A 12,979-nucleotide genomic window follows, 5' to 3' on the forward strand; every position below is an offset into this window, starting at 1 on the left:
AAGTGAGGCCCCGCTGCGCGTCCATTGTGGCAAAGACTGTTTTCAGGGGCGGAAATGGCCGAGAATCAGGTTTAAATGTCAATTGCAATCGGAAAAATGATATGTTAGGATTAGTTCAAATCGTGATTGATTCGGAGGCGGCTTATGTCCATCCATGAGGAATGCGGAGTCTTTGGCATCTACGACCCCAACGGCGGCTGCGCACGCACCGCTTATTACGGCCTTTACGCGCTCCAGCACCGGGGCCAGGAGGCGGCGGGCATTGCCACGATCAATGACCGGGAGCTCTCCTACCACAAGGACCTAGGGCTGGTGGGCGACGTCTTTGACGACGAGACGCTGGAGCGGCTGAACGGCACCATGGCGGTGGGACACGTGCGCTATGCCACCACCGGAGGCGGGCGCCGGGAAAACGCCCAGCCCCTGACCCTCAAATATGTCAAAGGGACCCTGGCCGTGGCCCACAACGGCAACCTGGTGAATACGCCGGAGCTGCGCACCGGGTTTGAGTACAAGGGCGCCATTTTTCAGACCACTACGGATTCGGAGATCATCGCCTATGCCATTGCCCAGGAGCGCCTCCGCTGCCCCTCGGTGGAGGAGGCGGTATGCCGGGCCATGGAGGGCCTGCGGGGAGCGTTTTCCCTGATCGTGATGTCCCCGCGGAAGCTGGTGGCCGCCCGGGATCCATGGGGATTTCGGCCGCTGTGCATGGGCCGGCGGGGGGATGCCGTCGTCTTTGCCTCGGAATCCTGCGCGCTGGACGCGGTGGACGCGGTCTATGAGCGGGAGATCGAGCCCGGCGAGATCGCCGTGGTGGAGGACGGGAAGGTGCGCTTCATCCGGGAAAACTGTGAAGGCGCCACCTCCCATATGTGCATTTTTGAATATATCTATTTTGCCCGTCCCGATTCAGTGATTTGCGGTCAGAGCGTACATGAGGCCCGGCTGGAGGCCGGGCGTATCCTGGCACGGGAGCACCCGGCGGAGGCCGACGTGGTCATCGGCGTGCCGGACTCCGGCCTGGACGCTGCCATGGGCTACGCTGAGGCGTCGGGTATTCCCTACGGCGAGGGTTTTGTCAAGAACCGCTACATTGGGCGGACCTTTATCACCCCCGACCAGAAGAGCCGGGAGAATGCGGTACGGCTCAAACTGGGCGCCCTCAAAAGCCAAGTGGCGGGCAAGCGGGTGGTGATGATCGACGATTCCATCGTCCGCGGCACCACCTCCAGGCAGATCATCAGCCTCCTGCGGGACGCGGGGGCCACGGAGGTCCATTTTCGGGTCTCCTCGCCCACCTTTATCTCGCCCTGCTATTTCGGCACCGACATCCCGGACAAGGAGAACCTCATCGCCTGCCACCACTCTGTGGAGGAGATCCGGCAGATGACCGGGGCGGACAGCCTGGGCTTTCTCAGCACACAGGCGCTGGACCACCTGGCGCCGCAGGCCGCCTGCGGCTTCTGCAAGGGATGTTTCACGGAGAAATACCCGGTGGAGACGCCGCAGGCGTGACGCGCTTCCACCATTTGCAGCAGCCTCTTGCAAATATTGCATAAAGAGCGGAGGGAAACGGAGCTCGTCCCTGATATATGCAACAAAAAGAGGAGAAGCCTCCAAATTTAGCTTGACAGCGGGCGCCGAAGCCGGTATACTCAGAGCATCAGTTGAGAACGAAGGCGTTCCACCCGAGAAGGGCGGAGCGCCTTCTCTGTTATATCATTCAATGAGGAAGGGGATTTTTACCATGGCGTACACCAAGGAAGACATTATCCGCATCGTCAAAGAAGAGGACATCGAGTTTATCCGCATGCAGTTCACCGATATTTTCGGTCAGCTCAAGAACGTGGCGCTCACCGCGTCTCAGGTCGAGAAGGCGGTCAACAACCAGATCATGTTCGACGGCTCCTCCATCGAGGGTTTTGTGCGGATCGATGAGTCCGACCAGTACCTCTATCCCGACCTGGATTCCTTTGTGGTATTCCCCTGGCGGCCTCAGCACGGCAAGGTGGCCCGCCTTATCTGCGACGTCTATAATCCCGACGGCACCCCCTTTGTAGGCGATCCCCGCAGCGTTTTGAAGAAGGTGCTGAAGAAGGCGGAGAGTATGGGCTATGACGCCTTCAACGTGGGGCCGGAGGCCGAGTTCTTCCTCTTTCAGACCGACGAGGAGGGCAAGCCCACCACCAAGACAAACGATGAGGCCGGTTACTTTGACCTGGGCCCTCTGGACCACGGCGAGGGTACGCGCCGCGAGATCTGCCTGGCGCTGGAGCAGATGGGCTATGAGATCGAGGCCAGCCACCACGAGGTGGCCGAGGGGCAGCATGAGATCGACTTCAAGTATGCCGACGCCCTGAAGGCTGCCGACAACATCATGACCTTCAAACTGGCGGTCAAGACGCTGGCCCAGAAGAACGGGCTGCATGCCACCTTTATGCCCAAGCCCATTTTTGGTGTCAACGGCTCCGGCATGCACACCAATATGTCCCTCTTCAAGAATGGTAAGAATGTGTTTTATGACGCCAACGGTGAAAAAGGACTGTCCAAGGAGGCGTACAGCTTCATCGCCGGCCTGCTGGCCCATGTGAAGGGCATGGCCGCCGTCACCAACCCGCTGGTGAACTCCTATAAGCGCCTGGTGCCCGGCTATGAGGCCCCCTGCTATCTGGCCTGGTCCGCATCCAACCGCTCCGCCCTGATCCGGATCCCCGCCGCCCGCGGACAGTCCACCCGTGTGGAGCTCCGCTCTCCCGACCCGGCCTGCAACCCCTATCTGGAGCTGGCCGTCTGCCTGGCCGCCGGCCTGGACGGCATTGAAAAGGGGATGGTCCCTCCTGCGGAAATCACCGAGAATATTTTCGCCATGGATGCGGACGCCCGCAAGGCCCACGGTATCGAGAGCCTGCCCGGCTCCCTGGAGGAGGCCATCAAGGCTATGCAAGAGGATCAGCTCATCCTGGATACGCTGGGCGAGCATGTCGCCGCCAACTATATCGAGGGCAAGATGAAGGAGTGGGACGAGTACCGCACCCGTGTGAGCTCCTGGGAGCGCGAGAAGTACATCATCAACTATTAAAAATCTGTTTTGATCCGGCTGTGCTCCGGCAGGGAACTTCCGCCCCTAGCCGGAGACCCAAATCTGAGAGGATGCGAGGTGTGGCGGCGCAGCATTTGATAGACCGAGCGCCATGCCGGCCGCCCGTTTGTAACTCCTTGACGCAAAGGAGTGTTTCATAGATGGAAATGGACAAAGTCATTGTGGCCTTTGAAAGCCCCAAAAGCTGTGAACGGGTCCGTGAGATCATCGAGAGCAGCGGGACGGCCGCATGTATCATCTGCCGCTCGGCTGCTGAGGTCAAGCGGACTGTGAGCAAGCATCACATCAGCACCGTGGTCTGCGGATTCAAACTGCCGGATGAGTCGGCTCAAAGCCTGTTCGAGGACTTGCCGCCCAACTGCGCGATGCTGATGGTGGCGGTCCAGGGAATGCTGGATCTGTGCCAGAACGACGATATTTTCTTACTGGCCTCTCCAGTGAGCCGGGGCGATCTTGTGGCGTCGGTGCGGATGCTCATCCAGATGGGGCACCGGCTGGAGAAGTTCGTCCGTCCGCAGCGCTCGGAAGAGGAAATGGCCCTGATCGACGAGGCCAAGTCCCTCCTGATGGAGCGTCACGGCATGACGGAGGAGCAGGCCCATCGTTTTCTGCAAAAAAAGAGCATGGACTCCGGGGCCAAAATGGTCCAGACCGCAAAGCTGGTATTAGGCGGGCAGTGAGGAGCATACATATCGGTAGACGATGATGTCTCGTCCGCTTTGGCGGCAGTCCGACCTGAGAATCGACTGCCGCCTTTTGCCTATCTGGGGGCGTCTACCAAAGACAATAGAATAGGATGGAGGTGCGGAGCGATGAAATTCACCAAAATGCACGGCCTGGGGAACGATTACGTCTATCTGGACTGCACGGAGAGCGGTCCCGGAGACCTGCCTGGATTGGCGCGGCGCATGTCGGACCGCCACTTTGGCGTGGGGGCCGATGGGCTCATCTGTGTCCGCACCTCCGAGCGAGCAGATTTCCGGATGGAAATGTATAACGCAGATGGCTCCGAGGGAGAGATGTGCGGCAACGGAATTCGCTGTGTGGGGAAATTTCTCTATGACAAGGGGCTGACGGACCAGACCGAACTGACCATAGAGACGCTGGCGGGGGAAAAGACTCTGGAGCTCCATGTGGAGGGAGGCACCGTCGTCTCTGTCAGCGTGGACATGGGAGAGCCCATCCTCACGCCGGAGCGCATCCCGGTGCTGGGTGCCGGAGAGAGCTTCCTTTCCCGGCGCATCATGGTGAATGGAAGGGAATGGGCGGTGACATGCGTATCCATGGGGAATCCCCATGCGGTGGTCTTTGTGCCGGATGTGGACCGGCTGAACCTGGAGGAGTGGGGCCCGGCCTTTGAGCACCACGCCATCTTCCCCAACCGGACCAACACGGAATTTGTTGAGGTAGAAAACCAGAGCACCCTGCGTATGCGGGTGTGGGAGCGGGGGAGCGGAGAGACCATGGCGTGCGGTACGGGCGCCTGCGCGGCGCTGGTGGCCGCCGTTCTCAGCTATCGCGCCCGCCGGATCGCCACCGTGAAGCTGCGGGGCGGCAGCCTGACCGTCCGCTGGGAGGAGAGCGACGGTCATGTCTATATGACGGGACCCGCAGTCACCGTTTTCGAGGGAGAATGGCCGGATACATAGAAAATAGATGGAGGGACTACAGTGCAGATCAACGACAACTTTTGCAAGCTGCCCGGCAGCTATCTGTTTTCCGAGATCGCCCGCCGTGTGGCGGGCTACACCGGGGAGCACCCGGAGGCGGCGCTGATCCGCCTGGGCATCGGGGATGTGACCCGGCCGCTGCCTCCGGCGGTTCTGGCGGCGATGCACGCCGCCGTGGACGAACAGGGGAGCGCGGAGACCTTCCGGGGCTATGGCCCCGAGCAGGGCTATCCGTTCCTGCGGGAGGCCATGGCTAGGTATGATTTCCAGGCCCGGGGCGCGGAGATCTCGGCCGACGAGATCTTTATCAGCGATGGCGCCAAAAGCGACTGCGGCAACATCGGGGACCTGTTCGGCCCGGGGAACCGGGTGGCCGTCTGCGATCCGGTGTACCCGGCCTATGTGGACACCAATGCGATGGCCGGGAGAGCCGGAGAATACGATAAGGTACGGGAGCGCTGGACGGAGCTGTGCTATATGCCCTGTACGGCGGAGAACGGGTTTACGCCGGACCTGCCCGATGGCGCGGTGGATTTGATCTACCTCTGCTTCCCCAACAACCCCACGGGCGCGGTGGCGACCCGGGAGCAGCTCAAGAGATGGGTGGATTACGCCAATGACTGCGGAGCGGTGATCCTCTTTGACGCAGCCTATGAGGCCTTCATCACCGAGCCCGAGATCCCCCACTCCATTTTCGAGATTGAAGGAGCCCGTACCTGCGCCATTGAATTCCGTTCCTTTTCCAAGACGGCGGGCTTTACCGGTACCCGCTGCGCGGCGACGGCCATTCCCGGGGAGCTGGTCCGGGGCGGGGCCAGCCTGCGGGAGTTGTGGAACCGTCGGCAGTGCACCAAGTTCAACGGCACCCCCTATATCGTTCAGCGCGGGGCGGAGGCCGTCTATACGGCGGAGGGGCGCCGCCAGGTGGAGGAGAATATCGCCTATTACCTGAGCAATGCGAGGACCATCCGGGAGGGCCTCGCCGCCGCCGGGCTGAAAGTATCGGGCGGCGTGAACTCCCCCTATGTCTGGGTCGGGACGCCGGATGGAATGCCGTCCTGGGACTTTTTCGATCTGCTGCTCCAGAGAGCCAATGTGGTCACCACCCCCGGCGCGGGCTTCGGCCCCAGCGGAGAGGGCTATATCCGCCTCACCGGCTTTGGCGGAGCGGAGGATACGGCACAGGCTGTGGAGCGGATCAAGCGCATATTGTAACGTTTGGACGCGCAATGGGGTGCGACCGCCGGGCCGGAAGGGCTCCGGTGTGCCGCGCCCTTTTTTCCATGGAATTCTTACCCGGAAAGGGGCTTGTACAAATGGAAATGATCAGAAACGAGGGATATCGACAGCAGGGCCTGTATGATCCCGCCTTTGAGCATGACGCCTGTGGAATCGGCGCCGTGGTGGATATCAAGGGCCGGCAGAGCCACCGGACGGTGGACGACGCCCTGAAAATCGTGGAAAAGCTGGAGCACCGGGCCGGAAAGGACGCCGAGGGCAAGACCGGCGACGGTGTGGGCATCCTCCTCCAGATCTCCCACCAGTTTTTTCAAAAGGCCGCCGGTGAGCTGGGCCTATCCCTTGGAGAGGCGCGGGACTACGGCGTAGGGATGTTCTTCTTCCCGCAGGACGGGCTCAAGCGGAGCCAGGCCAAGAAGATGTTCGAGGTCATTGTGGAAAAAGAGGGAATGGAGTTCCTCGGCTGGCGGAGCGTCCCGGTGGAGCCCTCCATCCTGGGCAGCAAGGCTCTGGCAAAGATGCCCTGCATCGAACAGGGCTTTGTGAGGCGGCCCGACGGGACTGCGCGGGGGATCGACTTCGACCGGAAGCTCTATGTCGCCCGCAGGGTCTTTGAGCAGTCCGCCGACGCCACCTATGTCTGCTCCCTCTCCAGCCGCACCATTGTCTATAAGGGCATGTTCCTGGTCCACCAGCTCCGGCGGTTTTACAAGGACCTCCAGGACAGGGACTATCAGTCGGCCATCGCCCTGGTCCACTCCCGCTTCTCCACCAATACCAACCCCTCCTGGGAGCGGGCCCACCCCAACCGCCTGCTTCTCCACAACGGAGAGATCAACACCATACGCGGCAACGCGGATCGGATGCTGGCCCGGGAAGAGACCATGTCTGCGCCCCTGCTGGACACGGAGCTGGACAAGGTCTACCCTGTCATCAACGGAGAGGGCTCCGACTCCGCCATGCTGGACAACTCGTTGGAGTTTATGATGATGGCCGGTATGGACCTGCCGCTGGCGGTCATGGTCACCATCCCCGAGCCCTGGCAGGGGGACAAGACCATCTCAAGGACCAAGCGGGACCTCTATCAGTACTACGCCATTCTGATGGAGCCGTGGGACGGCCCCGCATCCATCCTCTTCTCTGACGGCGATGTGGTGGGCGCGGTCCTGGACCGCAACGGCCTGCGCCCCTCCCGATACTATGTGACCTCTGACGACCGCTTGATTCTCTCCTCGGAGGTGGGGGTGCTGGATATCCCGGCAGACCGTATCGTGGAAAAGTCCCGTCTGCAGCCCGGGCGGATGCTGCTGGTGGACACCAGGGCCGGGCGGATCATCGGGGATGAGGCGCTCAAGGAGACCTATGCCGCGCGCCAGCCCTACGGGGAGTGGCTGGATAAGAATTTGGTCCACCTCTCTGATCTGAGCATTCCCAACCACCGTGTGGAGAATCGCTCACGGGAGGCCCTGGCCCGGCTTCAGAAGGCCTTCGGCTATACCTATGAGGACGTGCGCAACGCCATCCTCCCCATGGCAAGGACCGGGGCCGAGCCCACCGCCGCCATGGGGGTCGATATTCCCCTGGCCGTACTGGACGACCGGGGGCAGCCGCTGTTCAACTACTTCAAACAGCTCTTTGCACAGGTCACCAATCCGCCCATCGACGCCATCCGCGAGGAGGTAGTCACAGACACCACCGTCTATATCGGCGACGACGGCAACCTCCTCCAGGAAAAGGCGGAGAACTGCAAGGTGCTCCAGGTCCACAACCCTATCCTCACCTCTACGGACCTGATGAAGATCCGGCATATGAAGAAGCCGGGTTTCCACGTGGAGACCGTCTCCATCCTCTACTATAAGAACACCCCTCTGGAGCGCGCGCTGGATCATCTCTTCGTGGCGGTGGACCGTGCTTACCGGGCGGGGGCCAACATCATCATCCTCTCTGACCGGGGAGTAGACGAGAACCACGTGGCCATTCCGTCTCTGCTGGCCGTGTCCGCCATTGAGCAGTATCTGGTACGGACCAAAAAACGCACGGCGGTATCCATCATTCTGGAGTCCGCCGAGCCCCGGGACGTCCACCATTTTGCCACCCTCCTGGGCTACGGGGCCCGGGCCATCAACCCATACCTGGCACAGGAGACCATCGTCTCTCTCATTGAGGACGGGCTGCTGGACAAGGATTTCCATGCGGCCGTGGATGACTACAACGCCGCCATTCTCCATGGGATCGTGAAGATCGCCTCCAAGATGGGCATCTCCACCATCCAGTCCTACCAGTCCGCTCAGATCTTTGAGGCGGTGGGCATCGCAAAGGAGGTGGTGGACCAATATTTCACCAACACGGTCTCCCGGGTGGGTGGCATCGGCCTGAATGAGATCGGGGAGCTGGTGGACCGCAACCACTCCAGGGCGTTTGATCCCCTGGGCCTGGGGACCAATCTGGAACTGGACTCCATGGGGGCCCATAAGGCCCGCGCGGGCGAGGAAGACCACCTCTACAATCCCCAGACCATCCACCTTCTCCAGGAGGCCACCCGGCGGGGGGATTACGGACTCTTCAAAGAGTATACCGCCCATGTGGACGATGAGACCCGGCCTCATACCCTCCGCGGGCTGCTGGAGATGCGCTATGCGGAAACGCCCGTCCCCATCGATGAGGTGGAAGGCGTGGATTCCATTGTCAGGCGGTTCAAGACGGGCGCGATGAGCTACGGCTCCATCTCCCAGGAGGCCCATGAGTGCATGGCGCAGGCCATGAACCTGTTGGGCGGCAAGTCCAACTCCGGCGAGGGCGGTGAAAGGCCCGAGCGGCTGGGCACGGATAAAAATTCCGCCATCAAGCAGGTGGCGTCCGGGCGGTTCGGCGTTACGTCCGAATACCTGGTCTCCGCCAATGAGATCCAGATCAAGCTGGCCCAGGGGGCCAAGCCCGGAGAGGGTGGACATCTGCCCGGCAAAAAGGTCTATCCCTGGATCGCCAAGTGCCGCTACTCCACCCCGGGCGTCACCCTCATCTCCCCGCCCCCTCACCACGATATCTACTCCATCGAGGATCTGGCCCAGCTCATCTATGATCTCAAGAACGCCAACCGGCGGGCCCGCATCTCGGTAAAACTGGTCTCGGAGGCAGGGGTGGGAACCATCGCCGCCGGTGTAGCCAAGGCGGGGGCTCAGGTGGTCCTTATCTCGGGTCACGACGGGGGTACCGGCGCCGCTCCGCGGACCTCCATCCACAACGCGGGCCTCCCTTGGGAGCTCGGCCTTGCCGAGACCCATCAGACGCTGATGGAGAACGGGCTCCGCTCCCGTGTGGTGGTGGAGACGGACGGCAAGCTGATGTCCGGCCGGGATGTGGCCATCGCCTGTATGCTGGGCGCGGAGGAGTTCGGCTTTGCCACTGCGCCTCTGGTCACCATGGGATGCGTCATGATGCGGGTCTGCAACCTGGACACCTGCCCTGTGGGTGTGGCCACCCAGAATCCCGAGCTGCGCAAGCGCTTTACGGGCCGGCCCGAATATGTGGTGAACTTTATGCGCTTCATCGCCCAGGAGCTGCGGGAGCATATGGCGAAGCTGGGTGTGCGCACCATAGACGAGCTGGTGGGCCGCACTGACCTCCTGAAGGTCCGTCCCCATGCCGCCAATGAGCGGGCCGCCACGGTGGACCTCTCGGCTGTGCTTGCCAACCCGTATGTGGGCACCGGCGCCAAGCAGCACTTTGACCCGGCGGATATCTACGACTTCAGGCTGGAGGATACCGTGGACCTCAAGGTGCTGGAAAAGCGCCTTGGCAGGGCGCTGGAGCGGGGAGAGAAGGCAAGGGTGGAGATCGGAGTCTCCTCTACGGACCGGACGCTGGGGACCATTCTCGGCTCCGACATCACACGGCTCCATGGGGACCGACTCCCCGACGACAGCCTCACCGTCAAGTGTACCGGCGGGGGCGGACAGTCCTTCGGCGCGTTCATCCCCAAGGGCTTGACACTGGAGCTGGAGGGCGATTCCAACGACTACTTTGGCAAAGGCCTTTCCGGCGGCAAGCTGGTGGTCTATCCGCCCAAAGACAGCACCTACCCGGCGGAAGAGAACATCATCATCGGTAACGTGGCCCTGTACGGCGCCACCTCGGGGCGGGCCTTTGTCTGCGGCGTGGCCGGAGAACGCTTCTGTGTCCGGAATTCCGGCGCGGTGGCCGTGGTGGAGGGAGTGGGCGACCACGGCTGCGAGTATATGACCGGCGGCCGGGTGGTGGTCCTGGGGCGCACCGGCAAAAATTTTGCCGCCGGTATGTCGGGCGGCGTGGCCTACGTACTGGATGAGCACCGTGACCTCTACATGCGGCTCAACAAGTCGCTGGTCTCCATGGATCCGGTGACGGAAAAGCATGACATTGCAGAGCTCAGGGGCCTCATCCAGGAGCACGTGGCCCTTACTGGCTCCAAGAGGGGAATGGAGATCCTGACCCAATTGGACCACTATCTGCCGCTCTTCAAGAAGATCCTGCCCCTCGACTATGATCGGATGCTCCGCACCATTGCCCAATTGGAGGAGAAGGGGATGGACCGGGAGCAGGCCGAGGTGGAGGCGTTTTACCTGAATACGAGAGGAGGGGAGCAGTAATGGGCAAGCCGACCGGATTTCTGGAATATCCGCGCCAGGGGAACCCCGCGGAGGCTCCCAAGGAGCGCGTCCGGCATTTTTGTGAGTTCCACCCCCGGCTGGGCCGGGAGGAGCGCCGGCGCCAGGGGGCGCGCTGTATGGAGTGCGGCGTCCCCTTCTGCCAGTCCGGCGCCGTCCTGAACGGAATGGTGTCCGGCTGTCCGCTGCACAATCTGGTGCCGGAGTGGAACGACCTCGTCTACACCGGCAATTTCGGGCATGCACTCCAGCGGCTCCTGAAGACCAACAATTTTCCGGAGTTTACCGGACGGGTGTGTCCCGCCCTGTGCGAGGCGGCCTGCACCTGCGGTCTCCATGGGGACCCTGTCACCGTGAAGGAAAATGAGCTGGGGATCATTGAGGACGCGTGGGAGAAGGGGCTCATCCAGCCCCATCCGCCCAAGGTCCACACGGGGAAACGGGTGGCGGTGGTGGGGTCCGGCCCTTCTGGACTGGCCTGCGCGGCCCAACTGGGAGGCAGAGGGCACGCCGTCACCGTCTTCGAGCGGGCGGACCGGCCTGGCGGTCTGCTGATGTACGGGATTCCCAATATGAAGCTGGAAAAGCGTATCGTGGAGCGCCGGGTGGCCCTGATGGCCGCCGAGGGCATAGTGTTCCGCACCGGCGTGGACGTGGGGCGGGACCTCTCCGCCCAGGACCTGCTGAAGGACTATGACGCAGTGGTGCTCTGCTGCGGCGCGGCGGAAGCAAGGGACCTGAAGGTGCCTGGCAGAGAGGGCGGAGACGTCTATTTCGCGGTAGACTTCCTCAAAGCCACCACCAAGAGCCTGCTGGATTCCGATCTCAAGGACGGGCAGTACGTCTCAGCCAAGGGGAAAAATGTGGTCATCATCGGCGGCGGCGACACGGGCAACGACTGTGTGGGCACCTCCATCCGTCATGGATGCAAGTCCGTGGTACAGTTGGAGATGATGCCGAAGGCCCCCGACCGGCGGGCGGAGACCAACCCCTGGCCCGAATGGCCCAGGGTCTGCAAGACCGACTACGGCCAGGAGGAGGCCATCGCCCTCTTCGGTGCCGATCCCAGGATCTATCAGACCACGGTGACCGAGATCCTGAGGGACGAGAAGGGCGCGCTCACCGGCGTCAGGACGGTGAAGCTCACCGGCGACCTCAAGCCTGTGGAGGGCAGTGAGCAGACGCTCAAGTGTGAGCTGCTGCTCATCGCGGCCGGCTTTTTAGGGCCGCAGGACTATGTCCCCGCCGCCTTTGGCGTGGAGCGCACCCCCCGTACCTGCGTGCAGACTGCGGCAGGGCGATACGCGACCAGCGTACCCAGGGTATTTACGGCGGGAGATATGCACCGGGGACAGTCCCTGGTGGTATGGGCCATCCAGGAGGGCCGGGCCGCCGCCCGGGAGGTGGATGAATTCCTGATGGGATATACCAACCTGGAATGAGGGAAACTGGAGGGGACATGCCTTGGGCGTGTCCCCTCCAGTTTTCACACCTGTCAAATTCCGGTTGCGTTTCCCGCAGAATTCCCGTATGATGTTGCGTGGTGATCAAATTGATGAAATGTTTCAGGGTGGTGTCCCGCCTGCTCCTGCTGCTTCTGCTGCTGGCCACAGCCGCCGTGGCCCTCTTCCATTTCCTGCGCTGGCGGGGGTATATCCTGCTGCCGCAGGAGGCTGACCCGCGCCAGTGGCAGGTGTTCGGCGTGGACGTCTCCACTTATCAGGGGGATGTGGACTGGCCGGCCCTGCGGGCACAGGGTGTGGATTTCGCCTTTATCAAGGCCACAGAGGGGAGCTCCCTTCAGGACCGGCAGTTTTCCGCCAACTGGGAGAACGCACAGGCTGCGGGCGTGCGGGTGGGAGCCTATCACTTTTTCAGCTATGACAGCCCGGGGGAGACCCAGGCGGACAATTTCATCTCCATGGTACCGGTGACGGCCGGGGCGCTGCCCCCGGTGGTGGATATTGAGTTCTATGGGGACAAGCTGGAGAATCTGCCGGACAAAGCCCATGTCAAATCGGTGCTGGATCCGCTGCTCCGGCGGCTGGAGGAATTTTACGGGGTAAAGCCCATTCTCTATGTGACATACCGCTCCTATGCGCTCTATCTCAGGGAGGGCTATGAGGCATATCCCCTGTGGGTGAGCCGCCCGCTGCTGGCCCCATTTGACAAGAACTGGTCCTTCTGGCAGTATTCCCACAGTGCTGAGCTGGAGGGGTATGACGGTGCGGAACGGCGCATCGACCTCAATGTATTCCGGGGATCTCTGGAGGAATTTCAGACCTTCGGGCTTGCAGGGTGAGGGATGCCTGTCCCCGGGCGGG

8 protein-coding genes are annotated in these 12,979 nt (G+C 62.0%); all 8 read left to right on the plus strand.

Annotated features, from left to right (window positions below; genetic code table 11):
- The first annotated feature begins 144 nt into the window (after nucleotides 1-144).
- The gene (gene purF, locus ABUA09_RS12050; protein ID WP_075703722.1) at nucleotides 145-1,518 is read left to right on the plus strand and encodes an amidophosphoribosyltransferase; all 1,374 of its coding nucleotides are present in this window, start codon (nucleotides 145-147) and stop codon (nucleotides 1,516-1,518) included.
- 232 nt (nucleotides 1,519-1,750) lie between these two features.
- Complete coding sequence (glnA, locus tag ABUA09_RS12055; RefSeq protein ID WP_033116874.1) at nucleotides 1,751-3,082, plus strand: type I glutamate--ammonia ligase; 1,332 nt, start codon at nucleotides 1,751-1,753, stop codon at nucleotides 3,080-3,082.
- Nucleotides 3,083-3,243: 161 nt separating this feature from the next.
- A complete protein-coding gene (locus ABUA09_RS12060) occupies nucleotides 3,244-3,783 on the plus strand; it encodes an ANTAR domain-containing response regulator (RefSeq protein WP_227151726.1) in 540 nt (179 codons plus the stop codon).
- A 132-nt stretch (nucleotides 3,784-3,915) separates the two neighbouring features.
- Entirely contained in the window at nucleotides 3,916-4,752 is an 837-nt protein-coding gene (gene dapF, locus ABUA09_RS12065) for a diaminopimelate epimerase (protein ID WP_058117581.1), read from the plus strand.
- A gap of 21 nt (nucleotides 4,753-4,773) precedes the next feature.
- The gene (locus ABUA09_RS12070) at nucleotides 4,774-5,988 is read left to right on the plus strand and encodes an LL-diaminopimelate aminotransferase (protein ID WP_116721741.1); all 1,215 of its coding nucleotides are present in this window, start codon (nucleotides 4,774-4,776) and stop codon (nucleotides 5,986-5,988) included.
- A gap of 101 nt (nucleotides 5,989-6,089) precedes the next feature.
- Nucleotides 6,090-10,637 (plus strand): glutamate synthase large subunit, encoded by a 4,548-nt coding sequence (gene gltB / locus ABUA09_RS12075; RefSeq protein ID WP_279202494.1) that lies wholly within the window; start codon nucleotides 6,090-6,092, stop codon nucleotides 10,635-10,637.
- Nucleotides 10,637-12,097, plus strand: coding sequence for a glutamate synthase subunit beta (locus ABUA09_RS12080; protein ID WP_227151724.1), 1,461 nt, complete (start codon nucleotides 10,637-10,639; stop codon nucleotides 12,095-12,097). Before gltB ends, ABUA09_RS12080 begins: the two co-directional genes overlap by 1 nt.
- 113 nt (nucleotides 12,098-12,210) lie before the next feature.
- Complete coding sequence (locus ABUA09_RS12085; protein ID WP_227151723.1) at nucleotides 12,211-12,957, plus strand: glycoside hydrolase family 25 protein; 747 nt, start codon at nucleotides 12,211-12,213, stop codon at nucleotides 12,955-12,957.
- Nucleotides 12,958-12,979 lie beyond the last annotated feature (22 nt).

Origin of the sequence: Intestinimonas sp. RTP31139st1_F5_RTP31139_211217 (genome assembly GCF_040226735.1) — a bacterium.
Taxonomy (GTDB): domain Bacteria; phylum Bacillota; class Clostridia; order Oscillospirales; family Oscillospiraceae; genus Intestinimonas; species Intestinimonas butyriciproducens.